Here is a 17,699-nt window from a genome sequence, read left to right as displayed (position 1 = left end):
GCGGCCGGTCAGTCGCCGCCGATCGTGTGGAGGTGCCGGATCGGCTTGCCCGCCGCCACGGTCTGGCCGGCCAGAACGATCCCCTGAGCGTCGATGCCGAAGTGACGGTAGAGGTCGGCGACGGTGCCGGTCTGGCCGAAATGCTCGACGCCGAGCGCGCGGGTCCGGTGTCCCTGGACGGACCCGAGCCAGCCCAGCGTCGCGGGGTGGCCGTCGATCACCGTGACTATCCCGCAGTTGGACGGCACGTCTTCCAGCAGCCGTTCGATGTGCGAGCGCGCATGGATCAGCCCGCGTTCGCGTGCCCGCTGGGCGGCGCTCCAGCCGCCGTGGAGACGGTCGGCGGAGGTGATCGCGAGCAGGCCGACGTCGCGCCGGTCCTCCGCCATCAATCCGACGGCCTCGATCGCTTCGGGAGCGACGGCCCCGGTATACGCCACTATCAACTGGCAGTTCGGACCGGGCGGACGCATCCAGTAGGCGCCGTCGATGATGTCGCGCCGCATGTCCGGGCTCAGGTTGCGGGTCGGCTGTTCCTGCGTCCTCGATGACAGGCGCAGATAGACGGAGCCGCCGATTTCGTCGCGCAGCCAGTTCCGCTCGTTCTTCTCGCCCTCGCCGTCCCGCTGCATGTAATCGAACGCCCAGCGCATGATGACGCCCAGCTCATCGACGAAGGCCGGCTCGAAATAGGCCAGACCGTCCTGCGCCATGCCGACCAGCGGCGTGCCGATCGACTGGTGCGCGCCGCCTTCGGGTGCCAGCGTTACGCCCGCCGGGGTGGCAACCAGCATGAACCGGGCATCCTGGTAGCAGGCATAGTTCAGCGCGTCGGCGCCCCGGTAGATGAACGGGTCGTAGACCGTGCCGATCGGCAGCAGGCGTTCCCCAAAGATCGAATGCGACAGACCCAGCGCCGACAGCATCGTGAACAGGTTGGCCTCGGCGATGCCCAGCTCAAAGTGCTGGCCCTCGGGCGAGAACTCCCAGCTATAGGTCGAAGGGATGCGCTCCTTCTTGAACAGGTCGGCCATGGCTTCCTTGGCGAACAGCCCGCGCCGGTTGACCCATGAACCCAGGTTGGTCGAGACGGTGACGTCGGGGGCAGTGGTCACGATGCGGTCGGCCAGACCACCCTTCGTGCGTCCCAGCTCGTTCATGATAAGGCCGAAGCCGGCCTGGGTGGACAGCGCCTTCTGGACCGGCACCTGCAACTCGTCCGGCACCGGGACGGTCGGAGCCAAGTAGCGGCGGCGTCCCTTGGCGAAGAACGGCACCTTGCCGAGGAAGGCGGACAGCCTGTCCTCGCCGAGGGGCAGACCCTCGAACCGGTCCCACTCATGGCCGGGCCGGATGTTCTGCGCATCGCGGAAGGCATCCATCTGCGCCGGCGTCAGCAGGCCGGAATGGTTGTCCTTGTGGCCCGCCAGCGGCAGGCCGAAGCCCTTGATGGTATAGGCGATGAAGCAGACGGGGCGGTCGTGCTTGCGGGCGTTCTCGAATGCAGCGGTCAGGGACGGCAGGTCATGGCCGCCAAGATTTCCCATCAGGCGCGCCAGTTCCTCGTCGGACCGGCTCTCGATCAGGCGCGACACGGGTCCCTGGTCGCCCAAGTCGTCCATCAGGCGCTTCCGCCATGCGGCGCCACCCTGGAACGTCAGGGCGGAATAGAGCTGGTTGGGGCAGCTGTCGATCCAGTTGCGCAGGGCTTCGCCGCCCGGCTCCTTGAAGGCTTCCAGCATGATCTGGCCGTGCTTCAGGATCACGACATCCCAACCGAAGTTGCGGAAGATGCCTTCCAGACGCTCCCACAGTCCCTCCCGGATCACCGCATCGAGGCTCTGGCGGTTGTAGTCGACGATCCACCATGTATTGCGCAGGCCGTGCTTCCAACCTTCGAGCAGGGCTTCGAAGATGTTGCCTTCGTCCATCTCGGCGTCGCCGATCAGCGCCACCATCCGGCCTTCCGGCAGGTCCGGCGCCCAATTGCGGGCCTTCAGGTAGTCCTGCACAAGGGACGAGAACAGCGTCTGCGCGACGCCCATGCCGACGGACCCGGTCGAGAAATCCACATCATCGACGTCCTTGGTCCGCGACGGATAGCTCTGCACTCCCTTGTAGCCCCGGAAGTTCTCCAGCTTCTCGCGCGTCTGGTTGCCCATCAGGTACTGGATCGCGTGGAAGATCGGGCTGGCGTGCGGCTTGACGGCGACCCGGTCTTCGGGCCTCAGGGCAGAGAGATACAGCGCCGTCATGATCGACGCCATCGAGGCCGAGGAAGCCTGATGCCCGCCTACCTTCAGGCCGTCCAGGTTCGGCCTGATGTGGTTGGCGTTGTGGATCGTCCACGAGGCGAGCCACAGGATCTTCTTCTCCAGCTCGCGTAGGCACTCGACAGTATCGGCATCGCCGGTGCCAGCATCGTTGCGGGCAATCGTCATCTGGGTGGCCGTTGAGTCAACCATTCTCGCTATCGCATCCCTGGCTCAAGAACAGGCATGACGATAACATCCGGGCGTGGGCAGTTGGTTGCGAAGTACCGCGCGCAATCGTATGATTTTGGCAGATTATGCTAATAAGGCCAAGTGCGGAGGCAGCGCATGCCAAAGTCCCAGATTGATCAGATCGACCGCAAGATACTGACGCGCCTCCAGAAGGACGGCCGCATCGCCAACAACGATCTAGCGGAAGCCGTCGGCTTGTCGCCATCCCCCTGCCTGCGGCGCGTCAAGGCGCTGGAGGAAAGCGGCCTGATCCGGACCTATGTGGCCTTGGTCGATCCGGCGATGGTGGAACTGCCGGTCAACGTCTTCGTCAGCGTCACCCTGGAAAAACAGGTCGAGGAACGGCTGGACTCCTTCGAGGCCGCCATCCGCCAGCGCCCCGAAGTGCTGGAGTGCTACCTGATGACGGGGGAAGCCGACTATCTGCTGCGCGTGGTCGTTCCCGACCTTGCCGCCTACGAGCAATTCCTGAAGACTCACCTGACCCGGATAGCCGGCGTAGCCAGCATAAAATCCAGCTTCGCGCTCAAGCAGGTCCGCTACGAGACGGCATTGCCGCTGCACCATCTTGCAGTCTAGGACAAAAATTTCACCCGATCGACTTCCCCCGGAAAAATCCTTGTTAGTTTGTTTTTTGAACTATCAAGGTGTTTGGAAACAATTAAACTTGCCTATCAATGATAATTAACTGAAAGACTATTTGTGCGTCGCGCTGTTGAAAGGTGGCTTCACATTCCCCGAGGGAGACCACCATGTTCCTGCGAGTTGACAAGCTACAGATCGAACTGCCTTCCCCGAAAAAGCAGGATCCAAATGCCGCAGCCGGTTTGCAGGAACTGCTTGGCGGCAAATACGGCGAGATGTCCACTCTGAGCAACTATATGTTCCAGAGCTTCAATTTCCGCAGCAAAAGCAAGCTGCGGCCGTTCTACAGCCTCGTCGCCGCCATCACGGCGGAGGAACTCGGCCACGTCGAGCTGGTCAGCAATGGTGTCGCCATGCTGAACGCCGGTCCCGATATCGAAAGCAGCGAAGCGGGTGGAGCCGACATCACCGGGGCGCCTTTCGAAGACATGCAGGACATCCGGCTTGCGGCCTCGTTCCTGTCCAACGGCGGCGGCGCCATGCCGATGAACAGCAACGGCGCGTCGTGGAACATGGATTTCGTGACCACGACCGGCAACGTCGTTGTCGATCTGCTTCACAATTTCCATCTGGAATGCGGTGCGAGGCTCCATAAGCTGCGGGTTTACGAAACCTTGACCGATCCGCTTGGCCGTGAAATCTGCGGCTATCTTCTGGTTCGCGGGTCCGTGCACGCACATGCCTATGCGTTGGCGATCAAGCAGATCACGGGTGTCGAGATCGAGAAGATGCTGCCGACCCCGAACATCAACCTTGATCGCATTCCAGAAAGCCAGAAGTACCTTGCCGAGGGTTCTCACAGGCGGCTTTATCGCTTCAGCCCCGATGATTACAAGGATATGTCGGGCATTTGGGGCAACGGTGAGCAGGCTTTGCCGGGTGACCCGCCGGGAGAACTTGAAGTCGTCGACGGCTACCCGGAGGGCGGCAAGATCCATGACCTCACCGGCGTAGCATCGGCGTTCACGCCGGATTATGCACCGGAAGAAATGTTCGAGATCGCGAAGAAGCTGTACGAAAAGTCGCGGTAGACGCTGCGGAGACGGGGATAGCTTATCCTCGTCTCCAAAATCGAAAATCAGCCGTTATCCGCAGGACGCGATACGAAATCGGCGCCTATCTTACAGGATCGGACGCCGAGTTCGCCATTAAGCCGTGTCAAACAGCCAGTTGTTTACGAAGTTCAGCCAGAATATCCGCTGGAACGATGCCCTGTGAAGCAAGGTCGTCGACCGACCGGAAGGGCCGGCTGGCTATGATTCTTTTGGCTCGGCCTCGGCCGATATGCTTCAACGACACGAGCTCATCGAATTTTGCTTTGTTGATATTGACTGCGCCGGAGGAATTCTGAAACTCGACGCTGATAGCATCTGACGGACTTAAGTCCTTGGCGGGTGCATATCCGCTGCCCCCCACTTCCCCAGCTCGGGATTGCGGCGTCTCCAGATTGTTCCGGTCTTTCTGGATCTTGCTTGCCAACTGATCCGATGCTCCCGCTTCGGCAGTTTCCTGCCGCCCCACATCTTCAGTACCGCTACGATTTTTTTCCGCCGTCTGGTCGGCGCCCATGAGGGCGTCCACAGCCATTGCCGCTACGCCGACGGCGACCTTTGCCGCATCGGCCGCAGTTTCGGTGACGCTCTTCTTGTCCATCGTTTGGTCTCCTTGAGGGCTGCGGAGCTACAACCGTAACCATGCTTTCAAGTTCCAGAAATCTCATCCTAAGGTTTGTTAGCGGTTGCAAGCGGCGGCTGGAACGGTCATTCGATCTCATCGGAAGAGAGCATCCATCAAACCGGATGAGAGGAAAGGCCGTGAGTGTTGTTGCCGCATCATGGTCATCGGCGCTGTGCCGGAGATTGTTACGGCGACCGACCTGCTCAATCCATCAACCAAGGCATCTCGTATGATTCGAATTACATCTCTGTTTTGTCTTCTTGCCGCGATCACCGTCCCCGCGTCAGCCGAGGAAGTAGGTAAGATCGGAACGGACTGGACGGGTAACGACATCGTCGTGGAGGCGATTTCCGATCCTGAAGTTCAGGGCGTCACTTGTCACATGACCTACTTCAGCCGCGGCCTGATTGATCGGCTACGCAAGGGCGACTGGTTCCAGGACCCTTCCAACTCGTCGATCGCCTGCCGGCAGACCGGCCCGATCGTCATCGGCGAGATCGAAACCGACAAAAACGGGGACGAAATCTTCAGCGAACGTCAGAGCCTGATCTTCAAGTCACTGGCAGTCCGACGCATCTACGACAAGACCAACAACACCCTCGTCTACGTGTCGTTTTCCCGGCAGGTACAGGAAGGCAGCGCAAAGATGGCTGTCTCGACCATTCCGCTCTTCGATGAAAAGGTTACCTGGAGCCACGGCAAGCCGGAGTAGCATTCCTTCCTAGCTATCAGACGGACTGACCAAGCAGCGCGAACTTGAAGGAGGCGCCTTCCAGCTTGGCGCCCGTTATGTCGGCACCCCTGAGATCTGCGTGATCCAGCTTGGCATCTCGCAGATCGGCGCCGCGCAGGTCGGCGTTGCCCAGGTTGGCTTCCCACAGGGAAGCGCCGGACAGGCAGGCGCCCTTGAGAGACGCACCACGAAAGTCGCAATGATCAAGATTAGCTGCCGCCAGATTGCAGCCGTCGAGAAGCGCACGGCGCAGATCGGCGCGCCACAAGGAGCGTCCAGCCAGATTGAGATTCCTCAAATCGGCCCGTTCGCCCTGGGCGCCGTCGGTCGAGGCCCACAAGCTATGGCTTTTTAGGAGAGAGGCCATGTCTTCCGGCGCATGATCGGTCTCGTCGGCCATCAAGGAAGCTTCCCCTATTAAGGACCCGCGAATGCGCGGCGTGTTATCATTGAGGCTCGTGGTGAGCGTCCCGGCAAGTGACTTTCCAGGCGGGATAGCATGGCGTGGAACTGCGAAGCAGTGTCGCGTAGTGGCGGCGGAGGTAATTCGCGCGCGAGAGCGCGGATCAAGATATCAAGCTGGAGCACTGCCGAGATGAATTTCATTCCGTGACACACCCGAGCATCACCAGATCAAAATGTTCCGGTACCCCAGTCTAGCCGCCTGACAGCCGAACATGTTCACCAAAATAGCTTGAATAGGAGATGCTTCGCTTCCGGGTCTGTCCATGAGGCCACCGAAACCCTGATCGAGCAGGGCCATGTCAGCTTTCCGTCGAAAAGCAAACTTTAAACCCGGGGATACGGAACGCAGGAGAAAAGGTGGCCGGCCTGTCCGGTAGAGCCAGCCACCTTGAGAGCGGCTCGAAGTTACCGAACTACGCGCTGAGTCACCTGGAGCCGGCGCTGGACGGCGAAGGAGCCGCCGACTGCTGCAGCGACAGCACCGAGGAGCAGTACGGCAAAACCGGCGAAGGACGTTCTGGAGGCCGCCGAAGCACTGGCGTCCGCGGTGTCCTTGGCGGTCTGTACAGCCTGGTCGCGGGTCTGCTTCAGCTTGGCCTGACCTTCGTCAAAGTTCCGCGCGGCTTCGTCGTGGCTGATCTTCATCTGGACGGCCATGATATTGATGATCCGCTCCTTGGCGGCCGCGGCATCTGCACCGCCGCCCGCATAGGTCACCAAATCGGTCGCGACCGCTTTCTGCGCGTCCTGCGGGCTCATCGTCGTCGGATCCGGGTTGGTTGGCTGCAAGTAGGCCTGGGCCTGCTGCTGAAGCATGTCGGGAGAAACTCCGGTCGCTTCCGCGATCGGCCTGGCAGCGTCGCTGAGGCCGCTACCGGCTGCCGAGGTCACGGTGCCGAGGGCCGAGAAGCCGCCGCCGATGATCCCGCCGATCGCCGAAGTCAACAGCCAGAACGTCACAAGGGTGGTGATGCCCCAGGTGATCAGGCCATGCAGAACGCCGTCGAACCGGATCTCGACGCCGGCCAGCCACGCCGCGACGTAGCCGCCTGCGGCGATGGCCAGGCAGCTGCTGATGACCCACCAGATGCCGGTACCAATGCCAAGGCTGCTGGCACTCGGAGCGTCACCCGCATTGGTGCTGACGGTGCCGAGGCCGATGCCGGCACCCAGCAGGCTGAGCACGAGCTGGATGGCGAGGGCCAGGATCACGCCCCCGAATATTGCTGCCCACGAGATGCGCCGGTGAACATGGGTGCCGGCCGTCATGGTCGTGGACGTCTCAAGCACTCCCGGTCCGCGGATCGGCGGGGTGGCATATGTGTCGGTAGACATTGACTTCTCCAGATTGTGCTGTCGGGGCGCCTCGCGGCACCCCGAGCGATCTTCTTATTGGTGACTCAGATCTTCGGATTGCGCGGCGCGGCCGGAGTCGTCATGGAACCTGCAGCCGTCTTGCCGCCAGGGATCTTCTCGATTTCGACCTCGTCGCGGCGCACGGTATCCTTGATCGTCTCGACGCGCTCCGTCACGTCCTTGCTCACGACCACTTCCTCGATGACGCGGGCTGTCTTGGCGACGACGGCCTCCTCATCGGTTTCGGTCATCTCGACAGTCTTCTCGGTGAAATCCGCACCGGCGGCCGCACTGCCGCCAGTTACCGCGCGCCGCTCGACTCTGATCGTCTCGTCCCGCAGGGAAACCTGCTCCTCAACCGGAGTCTCGACCACGAAGCGGCGGATCCGGGTGGTGCCGCGGTTGACCGCCCGCTTGCCGACACTCAGCTGTTCCTCGGCAAGCTGGATCGTTCCACCCTCGGTCGAAGCGGCCGTTCCAATCTTGTTCGGTGTCGCCTGGGCAAGCGGTGCCTGGGCAAGCGGTGCCTGGGCAAGCGGTGCTTGGGTCGTGGTCGTGGTGGTCTGCGACAGGCCATAGCCGGCCGCCCGTTCGTCGATATCGACCGGATTGTGCTGTTCGAGGATTCCTGTAACCTGAGCGACCTGTCGCTCGTCTGATTTCACGGTGACGACGGTCGAGCCGCTTTGAAGGCTGCGGTCGTAGACCTCGGCCTCGCTGTCGGAGTCACCGCCGAACAGGCTGGCCCAGAATCCCTGCTCCTGACCCGGCGCCGTTGTAGTCTTAGTTGTAGATGTAGTCGACGACGCAGTACCCGCATGCTGGCTTATCGCGTCCGCCGGCACATTGGCGGCCTTGAGATCACGCACGGCGGCATCGGCTTGGCTGGCAGTATCGTAGATGGCGACGATGGTTTCGACAGTCATGTCTGCTGTTCCTGAAGCAATGTGGTGGATTTGTCGTCAAGGGATTGAGGGTCATCGGCAATCGCCGGCTGACCTGGGGCGTTACGGGTAATCACGGCCTCCTGCTCACGCAGGGTCACTGTTTCCGTATGACGAGTGGTGACCCGTACCCGACGCATGTGAACTTCCTCCTTGAGGACGAGCCGACGCTCGATGAAGACGACTTCCTGGACGATCGGTACGATCGTGACGTCACCCTCCTCGCGGACCGGCGGTACGGAATCGACGACACGCCCAACCGCCACCCGTTCGATCTCGACCAGGTGGTGCGTCAGTTCCTCATCGACCAATTGCTCGCGCTCGTGGGTAGCGGTGCTGATCCGCACCGTCTGGCCGACGACACGACGCCGGGTGACGGATAGCTCCTCGACATGAAGAGGCACGACCAAGTCGTCAGCGTCTGTGCGCACGGAAGGCATGCGAAAGTCCTGTGAAAAGGTGATATCGATTTTGCACGGAGGCCGAATACGGCTGCCGGACGCGGCAGCCGGCGGCGGCGGCGATGAACTGCCGCCTGCGTGCAGGACAGAACAGAGTCAGACTAAAGAAGTTGTTCGCTCTATCGTATGCAAATACGGCGACCAACTATGCAAATCCGCATCGCCTTTAAAGTCTGAAAGCAGGGATGCTGCTTTTCGCGATCGGGCTCGCCTTTCTTATGAAGACTTCTTCGTGTCTGGCGACAATATCCCGCCCAATCCGTGAACGCAGTCACTGATGTGGCTGAGAACAGTTCTGATCCGGACCGTGTGGCGGTTGTCGCGGTGCACGACAAGCCAGATTCCGGCGCTCGGGGGTGGTGATGGCGTCGTCAGGCGAGTAAGCCCGCATTCCCGATCGGCCCGGAAGCGCGCCAGGCACGCCAGACCACCGCCATGCGCGGCGGCCAGCAGTGCTGCTTCGTGGCTGTTGGTCTGCACCGCGATACGCGCACGCGGCGCCAAATCGGCCAGCCAATTGGCTTGCGCCGCATCCTGGATGTCATCGAGCTGTGTGATCAGGTGATGACCCGTACAGCCAGCATTGTAGCCTGGTTCACCCTGGCGCTCCAGATATGTTGGGGCCGCATAGAGCCCGAAGTCCAGGGTGCCGATCTTCCGGACCACCAGATCGTGCTGATCCGATCGCGTCAGACGCACGGAGATCTCGGCCTCGCGCATGGCGAGGCTCAGCTCGCGCGGGTTGGAGATCAGCTCGACCATCATATCGGGATGTTCCGCATGCAGTGCCGCGAAGCAGGGCGCCAGAAGGTAGCTGGCGATGGTTTCGGCGCAGGTGACGCGAACCAGACCTGCCAGGCGACTGTCGCGCCCGCCAACAGTGCGCTCAAGGCTCAACGCTTCCGCTTCGAGGCGTTCGGCCTGGGTGCGGACCTCCTCGCCGGCCAGGGTCGGCATATAGCCATCCGGCGTGCGGTTCAGCAGCCGTACGCCGAGGCTGGCCTCGAGCGAGGTCAGCCGGCGGCCAACAGTCGACTGGGCGACCCGCAGATCGCGGGCCGCCGCCGATAGGCTTCCGGTGCGCGCCAGAGCCAGAAAAAATCTAAGATCGTCCCAATCGAGCATGCATCCGCCGCATTTTTGCTTTCCCGCTCGCCGGTTTTGACGGCGTGACTTGGCAACGGGAAACACTTACGATGATCAAGCCGAAACTTCGGCCAATGTTCCTTGAACAATCGCATCGGTCACTCAGCGGAATGTCCAGCACCTACTGGCATCCGGTTGGATACAACGCGCTCCCGGATCACTTGTCTACTAACAACTAGTACCAGCAAAAGGATGCCGCGATGCCCAAGCCTGCCGCTCCGTCAACAGATCGTTTCCCACCCGAGCCGGGCTCCCAGTCCGCCAAGAAAGAGAGCAGCCTGAACATCATTCGGACACTGCGATGCCGAACCGTCGCCCAGGGCCGCTTCCATCAGCTGAACTACATCCGTGATCTTCCGGCCCAGCCGGTCATGGAGCATGAACCGGAAGGACTGCTGAGCGAGACAGCCGCTCCCAACGCTTTGGAAGCGCTTCTGGCCGCGCTTGGTTCCTGCTTGGCCGTAGGCATTCACGCCAATGCTGTCGTTCGCAACATCCCAATACACCGGCTGGAACTGGAATTGTCAGCCGAGATCGACATGTCTGCCGGTTGGAGAGTTGGGAGAGGCGACCCCAAGCCGATCGGCTTCGAAGCCATCCACGTCACCGTCCACCTGGAAGCCGATGCGCCGCGCGATGCTCTTAACGCGCTGATCAAGCATGCGACGCTGTGGTCGCCGGTCGCCAACACCTTGCACAATCCCGTTCATCTTGATGTTGCTCTCGCCAGCGACCTTGATCCAGTCACTGGAGACTGAGCAAGGTCGCCGGTTGCTTCCAGGCAAGTTATCCAGCTATGACCGGATATGCCGTGCAGAATTTTCGGTGCGAGGTGGTATTAGGACCCTGCCTCCTGGTGGCCAGCCGTCCACTCTTGGGTTTATTGACGTACGAAAACAGATTAAATTTACTGCATGAAAATCGTACCTCATCAGAAATAATACGAAACTGAAAAAGATAATTTATTAGGTTCAGGAGCTTTTCTTGCCACAATAAAGAGGAATATGCAAAAACGAAAAGCGGCAATGCAGAAACAACTTTAACTTCTTCATGGAACTATGCAATAGCCAAGTCTATTATCGCAATGCAACAGTGATGTTGTATCGCCTTATCGGGCGTTTCCTCCCTAAACTCAGGTCGCCCTTCGGGGCGGCCTTTTTTTAATTTATGAACCGCACCCGGTTTGTCGGAAGTCTCTTTTCTTGAGTAACCGGGATCATCATGACGAAACAGGCATCGCCGAAATACTCTCCTGAATTACGCGAGTGCGCATGGTGTTCGGGCACGAAGGGGCGCACGTACCGCCTTGGGCGGCGATCAGTTCGTTCGCGGCATAAATCGGCTGCAATCCCGAGAGAACACGCCGGCAACCGGGATGGTGTCTCGGCACTGGAAACCAAGGCGGCGCTCCAAGATACCTTGAATGGCTGCCCTGGTTTCATCCAACGCTTCAGATCAATGCAGCGGCCGCGCGAGATCGTAGCGGTCGGCGTTCATCACCTTCGTCCAGGCCGAGACGAAGTCCTTCGCGAACTTCTCCTTGGAGTCGCTGCACGCATAAACCTCGGCGAATGCTCGAAGCTGCGAGTGCGAACCGAAGATCAGGTCGATGCGGGTGGCGGTCCACTTGACTGCCTTGGTGTTGCGGTCCAGGCCCTCGTAGACTCCCTCGGTATTCGGCGGCTGCCACTCCGTGCTCATGTCGAGCAGGTTGACGAAGAAGTCGTTCGTCAGCGTCTCGGGCTGGTTGGTGAAGACGCCGTGCCTGGAGCCGCCGGTATTGGCGCCGAGGACGCGCAGGCCTCCGAGGAGGACGGTCATCTCTGGTCCGGTCAGCCGCAGCAAGGCCGCCCGATCCACCAAGGCCTCCTCGGGCTGCATGAACTGGTGCTTCGAGCTATGGATATAGTTGCGGAAGCCGTCGGCCCGAGGTTCGAGCGGTGCGAAGGACTCGACGTCGGTCTGCTCCTGCGAAGCATCCGTGCGACCCGGCGAGAAGGGAACTTGAACGTTCAACCCCGCGTCCTGTGCCGCCTTCTCGATTGCGGCACCACCGGCAAGCACGATCAGGTCGGCGAGCGAGACCTTCTTGCCGCCACCGGCGGAAGCATTGAAGTCGTTTTGGATTGCCTCAAGCTTCTGAAGCACCTGTTGGAGCTGAGCGGGTTCGTTCGCCTCCCAGTCCTTCTGCGGAGCGAGGCGAATGCGTGCGCCGTTGGCGCCGCCGCGCTTGTCGGAACCACGGAAGCTTGAAGCCGAGGCCCAGGCCGTCGAGACCAGCTGAGAGACAGACAGACCGGAAGCAAGAACCCGTGCTTTCAGGTCGACAATGCCACTTTCATCGACCAGCGGATGATCGACCGGCGGAACCGGGTCTTGCCAGAGCAATGTTTCCTGCGGGACAAGCGGGCCGAGATAGCGCACGGTCGGCCCCATGTCGCGATGGGTAAGCTTGAACCAGGCGCGGGCAAAGGCATCCGCGAATTGTTCGGGATGCTCATGGAACCGCCGCGAGATCTTCTCGTAGGCGGGATCAAAGCGCAACGCCAGGTCGGTCGTCAGCATGGTCGGCACCCGTTTCCTCGACTGGTCGAAGGGATCGGGGATCGACGGTTCAGCGCCGATAGCCTGCCATTGCAATGCACCGGCCGGGCTCTTGGTCAGCTCCCATTCGAACGCGAACAGGTTGTCGAAGAAGTGATTGCTCCACTTGACCGGTGTCTGTGACCAGATGACTTCAGGACCGCCGGTGATGGCATCGGCCCCAAAGCCCGTGCCGTGCTTGCTCTTCCAGCCGAGGCCCTGATCCTCGAGCGCGCCGGCCTCGGGCTCCGGTCCCATGAAGGACGGATCGCCCGCACCATGAGTCTTGCCGAAGGTATGGCCGCCTGCGATCAGCGCCACGGTCTCCTCGTCGTTCATGGCCATGCGGGAGAACGTCTCGCGGATATCCCTGGCCGCCGCGATCGGGTCCGGCTTGCCGTTCGGTCCCTCCGGGTTGACGTAGATGAGCCCCATCTGCACCGCGCCGAGAGGTTCCGAGAGCTGGCGTTCGCCGCTGTAGCGTTCGTCGCCGAGCCAAGTTCCCTCAGGACCCCAGAATAGCTCTTCAGGCTCCCAGACGTCCACGCGGCCGCCGGCGAAGCCGAAGGTCTTGAAGTCCATCGACTCGAGGGCAATGTTGCCGGCCAGAACCATCAGATCGGCCCAGGAGATCTTCCGGCCATACTTCTGCTTGATCGGCCACAGCAGGCGGCGCGCCTTATCGAGGTTCGCGTTGTCGGGCCAGGAGTTGAGCGGTGCGAATCGCTGCTGGCCTGCGCCGGCTCCCCCGCGCCCGTCGGTGATGCGGTAGGTGCCAGCACTGTGCCATGCCAGCCGGATCATCAGCCCGCCATAATGGCCGAAGTCCGCCGGCCACCACTCCTGCGAATCCGTCATCAAGGCGTGCAGATCCTTGATCACCGCATCCAGGTCGAGGGATTGGAATTCCTTGGCGTAATCGAAGTCCCTGTCCATCGGATCGGACATGGCTGAGTTCCGATGGAGCATCTCGATATCGAGGGCCTCCGGCCACCAGTCGCGATTCCCGCGCCTGCGGTTCCCTCCGCCCATCGGGCACTTTCCTGCGCTCTCTTTGGATTCTGCGTCCATCATTGCCTCCTGCGTCATTTGTGTTTTTTGTGGCAACAACTCGTACTGCATAACTTCATCTGACCCGCACACGGGTCCGAAACTGCCCTTCGCCGTCGGCCGCACCGGGCGCCTCCCGCACCTCGCCCGGCCCTGCTCCCTATTTTGAGACCAGAAAACAATTTTGAACGATTCTAAAAAGATGGGTCAAGAGGTTTTGTATGACACCGGCGCAAAATATACTCCGACGGCGGCACAAGCCCGGAGGCAAAGGCGTCCTACTTGGGTGAAATCGAGCGCCTGCGCCGGGCCGGGACCGCCATCGAGGTCGCTTTGGCTGAAACACCGGCCGCTGACGTCCTGTAGGGAACTGAGCTGGATCGGCCGACGCCGCTCACTTCGGCCATCTCGATTGGTCCGAACAGGCGGTTCCGCGCTCATCAAGCAATCATACCACTTGTCCGACCTCCGGCTGGAGCCGGCGCACCAAGGTGCCACCTGTCTCGATGATCGTTTTCATGCGCTCTTCCAGCCGTGTCATCTCGGCCATGGCACCTCTCAGATTCTCAGTGTCGTCCCCAACAGCGGCAAGCCTTTCGAAGACTTTCTCCGACGTCTCCAGTTGGGTCTCGGCATGCCCGACCACAGTACGCAGCGCCTCAAGCAATTCGCCTGCCTGCGGAATCTCGCCCGCCTGCGCGAGCTTGTCATCCAGCGCCTGAACCGCCGTGCGGATTGCCTTGAACCAATCGTCGGAGAGGCGAGGCTCGCGCTTGGCAGCCATCATCGCATCCCGCTCCAGCCGCCGAACGCCTGTCACCACGCGGTCGATCTGGCCGCGCAGATCGCTTTGGACGGTGACGATATCGTCATTCACCGCCACGACGCGCAGCAGGACCTGATTGAGTTCAGCGATCAGACGGTTGATGCGATCAAGAAAGATGTTCAAATCGTACGCCAGCGCGCCGAATTCATCTTCCGTCCGGATCTCTGCCCTCTGATCCAGCGCACTGTAAGCCTTCGAAAGATTGCTGACCACGGAGCGCAATCGCAAAAGCGGCTCCATCCGAGCGCGCAGGATCAAAAACAGAAGTACGGAATGCAACATGATCTTGGCGAGAGCGAAGCCCGCTGCGAGACGAATTTGTTCGAACCAGATCGCGAAATCGCGTTCCAGATAATTGTGCACGATGACGGTGCCCAGGACATCGCCGACCCGCGCCTCGGTATGGCACGACAAACAGAAGGTCTCGGCCGTAATTTGGACCGCCGCCTCCTTGAATTCACCTTGGGGCCAGGACTCAGGAATGCCGGCCGGAACAAAGTCGAAACCGTTCTTGATGGAGCGAATGGTGACATCAGAGGGAACAATTGCGACAGAGTAACCGAGCTCTGCCCAGTTCTTCTGCAAGATCGGATACATGGTGCGAGCGGCGACTGGCCCACCTTCGTTCCGCATGATCGAACGGACGTTCTCGGCCAGGTCATCAGCGACAACCTGCGCCTGTGTCGCTCCATTCATGCTGTAGTTGTAGAAGACACCTACAGCTTTGAACGTGAACTCGAGCATCGTTACAGCCAGCAGAACAAGGAAAAAATCCTTGATCATGTGGACAAGGAAGGATTTGTCGAACCGTCCAATCGACGGGCTGTTGGTGGCGAGCATCAATGGGTTCTCCCGCGCTGTCGGCACTGCTGGCGAATACCGTGCGCGCTCCAGCCTGGAAGGAAATTGGAGCGGACGTATGAGAACTTGCTCAAAGACATCGGCCATCAACGGCGTCGATGGAAGCTATGCCGGAATCAGGGTGACGGTCCGATCAGTCGGCATCCTGTGAGGGGGTCGAAGACCTCGGTGCCGTCGCGGAATGTGATGCTCTGATTGATTTTGGGCAACTGATTTTCACCCCAAAGGTGGCGCCAAGCTTTCGTGGCGGCGGTCGTAAGCTTGAACACCATCAGCTTGGCGGCCTCCTACACGACCGCGCCTTTGGTCCGCCGGCGGTGGGCGACATGCTCTGCCATGTTCGGCCATAGCGCGCCAATCGCCTCAGGCTCCGGATGCCGCAGATCGGGATGGCCGGGATGAGCCAGGATAAGTATCGTACGGATGCTGCCTGAACCTCCAACGGGCGATACGCCATGAACGAGGAAAGCAGCATTATTCGCCTTCGCCATGCCGACGCGATCGATGATCCCCTGACGGCCCGCGCTAAGCTCGCTTAGGGTTGTGCTGGGCAAGGACGCGCCCAATTCTATCGCCGTCGGTCATCGCGCGGCTGAAGGAGATCTGGGCGGAGGGCGCCCAAAGTTGCCGCAAACTATCGATCGACACGAAGGCGCGCGAGTTGCGGATCGCTCCGGAACTGGCGGTCGCCGACGGTGCTTTGGTCTGTAAGGGAAAGCTGTACGCCGGTGGATTTCCACGGACGCCCCGGAACGGGGGAAGTGGCGGATAGGGTGTCCGCCCAACTGGCGCCCCTGCGTATATCTAGGTGTTTCAAAAACACTAATCTTATCAGCCTATTGACGTTCAGCTGTTCCTACTTGTATCTGTATGTCTCTCCGAATCCGCCCCTGGTGGATGGTACAATGGATGGAACAGAGTTCCGGCGATGTTCCTGAACAGGCATGATGGGACGAGCATGGCGCGGAAGATCGGTCAGTTGACAGCCTTGGCGGTGACGCGGCTAACGAAGCCGGGGCTGTATGCAGATGGTGGAGGGCTTTACCTTCGCGTCGGGCCGAGCGGCGCAAAGTCATGGGTGTTCCGGTTTCGGGTTGACGGGAAGCGCCGCGACATGGGGCTGGGGCCAGTACACGCCGTCACCTTGGCCGGAGCACGCGAAAAAGCGACCTCCTGCCGGACTGAGCGCTTCGATGGGCGCGATCCGTTGGCGGGTCGTCAGGCGAGGAACTTGGCCGCCAAGTTGGAGGCGTCCAAGGCCATGACATTCTGTCAATGCGCGGCCGCCTACATCGACGCACATCGATTGGGATGGAAGAACGAGAAGCACGCCGCACAATGGGCGTCTACCCTGGAGACCTACGCGAACCCGGTCTTCGGCGATTTGCCGGTTCAGGCTGTGAATACTGCCTTGGTGATGAAGGCGCTGGAGCCGATCTGGAGAACGAAGACGGAGACCGCGAGCCGGGTGCGTGGTCGCATCGAAGCGGTGCTCGACTGGGCGACCGTGCGCGATTTCCGGCAAGGCGACAATCCGGCCCGTTGGCGCGGCCATCTGGATCACCTCCTCCCCCTCCGCGCCAAAGTCCAGAAGGTCCAACATCATCCAGCGTTGCCCTATGCCGAGATTGGCACCTTCATGACGTCACTCCGGTCGCAGGAAGGGCATGCGGCGCGGGCGTTGGAATTTCTGATCCTGACGGCCGGCAGGACCGGTGAGGTGATCGGCGCGCGATGGGGTGAAATCAGTCTGGCGGAAGGTATATGGACAGTTCCCGCAAGCCGAATGAAGGCTGGCAGAGAACACCGGATCCCACTCTCGGCGCCGGTGATCAAGCTACTTCGAGACCAACAGGCGGCAGCGGAGATGGTCGAGGGACGACCGGGCGGGTTCGTGTTCCCTGGCGGGAACCCCGGCAAGGGGCTGTCGAACATGGCCCTCCTGAAGGTGCTGGAGCGCATGAAGCGGGATGACCTGACCGCTCATGGTTTTCGCTCTACGTTTCGGGACTGGGCTGCTGAGCAGACACATTTCCCACGGGATGTCGCGGAAATGGCGCTGGCGCACAGCATCTCCGACAAAGTGGAAGCCGCATATCGTCGGGGTGATCTGTTCGAGAAGCGGCGCCTGCTGATGGAGGCGTGGGCGACATATTGCGGGACGGTACCCATGAGGAAGGGGGAAGGTGTTTCTCTGAACCATGATCGAGCTGGATGAGGTTACATTGAAGCCCAAGAGCATCGACTGCCTGCAATTCGCCTGAGACATACGGCTTCAGGGCGACAGCGGCGCTGGCGATCGAAGAACAGGCGGCAGCTGTGCGGCGGTCGGGCAAACAGATTAGGCTGTTGACGGACCATTGGCAGCGTTGACCGTGATGGCAGATAGTGGGTCATTGATGTCAGCTGACGCCATTGAGCCGGACACCCGCCCGCAGACGAGAGGAC

The 17,699-nt window shown here is 60.8% G+C and carries 14 protein-coding genes and 1 pseudogene; 5 read left to right on the top strand and 10 right to left on the bottom strand.

Translation table 11 applies throughout. From position 1 onward, the window contains the following. Positions 1–8: 8 nt before the first annotated feature. Positions 9–2,465 carry a transketolase gene (locus N826_RS34040; RefSeq protein ID WP_425600609.1) on the bottom strand — a complete coding sequence of 819 codons (2,457 nt, stop codon included), beginning with the start codon at positions 2,463–2,465 and terminating at the stop codon, positions 9–11. 135 nt (positions 2,466–2,600) lie between these two features. Here N826_RS34040 and N826_RS34035 point away from each other — a divergent pair, with 135 nt between their 5' ends. Continuing rightward, positions 2,601–3,083: an Lrp/AsnC family transcriptional regulator gene (locus tag N826_RS34035; RefSeq protein WP_044436443.1), complete on the top strand. Its 483-nt coding sequence runs from the start codon at positions 2,601–2,603 to the stop codon at positions 3,081–3,083. Between the two features lie 173 nt (positions 3,084–3,256). After that, positions 3,257–4,180, top strand: coding sequence for a manganese catalase family protein (locus tag N826_RS34030; RefSeq protein ID WP_044436441.1), 924 nt, complete (start codon positions 3,257–3,259; stop codon positions 4,178–4,180). A gap of 127 nt (positions 4,181–4,307) precedes the next feature. Here N826_RS34030 and N826_RS34025 read toward each other — a convergent pair whose 3' ends face one another. After that, entirely contained in the window at positions 4,308–4,802 is a 495-nt protein-coding gene (locus N826_RS34025; protein ID WP_044436439.1) for a ComEA family DNA-binding protein, read from the bottom strand. A gap of 181 nt (positions 4,803–4,983) precedes the next feature. Here N826_RS34025 and N826_RS34020 point away from each other — a divergent pair, with 181 nt between their 5' ends. Then, the gene (locus tag N826_RS34020; protein WP_244619741.1) at positions 4,984–5,538 is read left to right on the top strand and encodes a CreA family protein; all 555 of its coding nucleotides are present in this window, start codon (positions 4,984–4,986) and stop codon (positions 5,536–5,538) included. Between the two features lie 16 nt (positions 5,539–5,554). Here the strand turns inward: N826_RS34020 and N826_RS34015 are convergent, their stop codons facing one another. From N826_RS34015 to N826_RS33995, 5 genes are all read right to left on the bottom strand, one after another. Next, complete coding sequence (locus N826_RS34015) at positions 5,555–5,959, bottom strand: pentapeptide repeat-containing protein (protein WP_052832568.1); 405 nt, start codon at positions 5,957–5,959, stop codon at positions 5,555–5,557. Positions 5,960–6,429: 470 nt separating this feature from the next. Next, entirely contained in the window at positions 6,430–7,359 is a 930-nt protein-coding gene (locus N826_RS34010) for a hypothetical protein (protein ID WP_044436437.1), read from the bottom strand. A 65-nt stretch (positions 7,360–7,424) separates the two neighbouring features. Continuing rightward, on the bottom strand, positions 7,425–8,306 hold the full coding sequence (locus N826_RS34005) for a YsnF/AvaK domain-containing protein (protein ID WP_052832566.1): 882 nt from the start codon (positions 8,304–8,306) through the stop codon (positions 7,425–7,427). After that, on the bottom strand, positions 8,303–8,755 hold the full coding sequence (locus tag N826_RS34000) for a YsnF/AvaK domain-containing protein (RefSeq protein ID WP_169789471.1): 453 nt from the start codon (positions 8,753–8,755) through the stop codon (positions 8,303–8,305). The genes N826_RS34005 and N826_RS34000 overlap by 4 nt, the downstream gene beginning before the upstream one ends. Positions 8,756–9,001: 246 nt before the next feature. Further along, positions 9,002–9,910, bottom strand: a complete 909-nt coding sequence (locus N826_RS33995; RefSeq protein ID WP_044436433.1) for a LysR family transcriptional regulator — start codon at positions 9,908–9,910, stop codon at positions 9,002–9,004. Between the two features lie 221 nt (positions 9,911–10,131). On the opposite strand from N826_RS33995, the gene N826_RS33990 reads away from it, so the two are divergent. Beyond that, positions 10,132–10,689, top strand: a complete 558-nt coding sequence (locus tag N826_RS33990; protein ID WP_044436431.1) for an OsmC family protein — start codon at positions 10,132–10,134, stop codon at positions 10,687–10,689. A 697-nt stretch (positions 10,690–11,386) separates the two neighbouring features. Here N826_RS33990 and katG read toward each other — a convergent pair. The 3 genes and pseudogenes from katG to N826_RS45505 form a co-directional block, all read right to left on the bottom strand. Next, complete coding sequence (gene katG / locus N826_RS33985) at positions 11,387–13,636, bottom strand: catalase/peroxidase HPI (protein WP_425600608.1); 2,250 nt, start codon at positions 13,634–13,636, stop codon at positions 11,387–11,389. A gap of 376 nt (positions 13,637–14,012) precedes the next feature. Beyond that, positions 14,013–15,230 (bottom strand): methyl-accepting chemotaxis protein, encoded by a 1,218-nt coding sequence (locus N826_RS33980; RefSeq protein WP_044436429.1) that lies wholly within the window; start codon positions 15,228–15,230, stop codon positions 14,013–14,015. A gap of 137 nt (positions 15,231–15,367) precedes the next feature. Further along, positions 15,368–15,577: pseudogene (locus N826_RS45505) on the bottom strand (hypothetical protein); the annotation flags it as partial. A gap of 632 nt (positions 15,578–16,209) precedes the next feature. On the opposite strand from N826_RS45505, the gene N826_RS33975 reads away from it, so the two are divergent. Beyond that, positions 16,210–17,469 (top strand): tyrosine-type recombinase/integrase, encoded by a 1,260-nt coding sequence (locus N826_RS33975; protein WP_044436472.1) that lies wholly within the window; start codon positions 16,210–16,212, stop codon positions 17,467–17,469. Positions 17,470–17,699 lie beyond the last annotated feature (230 nt).

Origin of the sequence: Skermanella aerolata KACC 11604 (genome assembly GCF_000936425.1) — a bacterium.
GTDB lineage: Bacteria > Pseudomonadota > Alphaproteobacteria > Azospirillales > Azospirillaceae > Skermanella > Skermanella aerolata.
This window is presented reverse-complemented; position numbering and strand designations above follow the sequence as displayed.

Coding starts and splice junctions, on each gene's coding strand:
- N826_RS34040 (WP_425600609.1), bottom strand. CDS start 2,465: ATGGTTGACTCAACGGCCACCCAGATGACGATTGCCCGCAACGATGCT.
- N826_RS34035 (WP_044436443.1), top strand. CDS start 2,601: ATGCCAAAGTCCCAGATTGATCAGATCGACCGCAAGATACTGACGCGC.
- N826_RS34030 (WP_044436441.1), top strand. CDS start 3,257: ATGTTCCTGCGAGTTGACAAGCTACAGATCGAACTGCCTTCCCCGAAA.
- N826_RS34025 (WP_044436439.1), bottom strand. CDS start 4,802: ATGGACAAGAAGAGCGTCACCGAAACTGCGGCCGATGCGGCAAAGGTC.
- N826_RS34020 (WP_244619741.1), top strand. CDS start 4,984: ATGGTCATCGGCGCTGTGCCGGAGATTGTTACGGCGACCGACCTGCTC.
- N826_RS34015 (WP_052832568.1), bottom strand. CDS start 5,959: ATGGCCGACGAGACCGATCATGCGCCGGAAGACATGGCCTCTCTCCTA.
- N826_RS34010 (WP_044436437.1), bottom strand. CDS start 7,359: ATGTCTACCGACACATATGCCACCCCGCCGATCCGCGGACCGGGAGTG.
- N826_RS34005 (WP_052832566.1), bottom strand. CDS start 8,306: ATGACTGTCGAAACCATCGTCGCCATCTACGATACTGCCAGCCAAGCC.
- N826_RS33995 (WP_044436433.1), bottom strand. CDS start 9,910: ATGCTCGATTGGGACGATCTTAGATTTTTTCTGGCTCTGGCGCGCACC.
- N826_RS33990 (WP_044436431.1), top strand. CDS start 10,132: ATGCCCAAGCCTGCCGCTCCGTCAACAGATCGTTTCCCACCCGAGCCG.
- katG (WP_425600608.1), bottom strand. CDS start 13,636: ATGCAGTACGAGTTGTTGCCACAAAAAACACAAATGACGCAGGAGGCA.
- N826_RS33980 (WP_044436429.1), bottom strand. CDS start 15,230: ATGCTCGCCACCAACAGCCCGTCGATTGGACGGTTCGACAAATCCTTC.
- N826_RS33975 (WP_044436472.1), top strand. CDS start 16,210: ATGGCGCGGAAGATCGGTCAGTTGACAGCCTTGGCGGTGACGCGGCTA.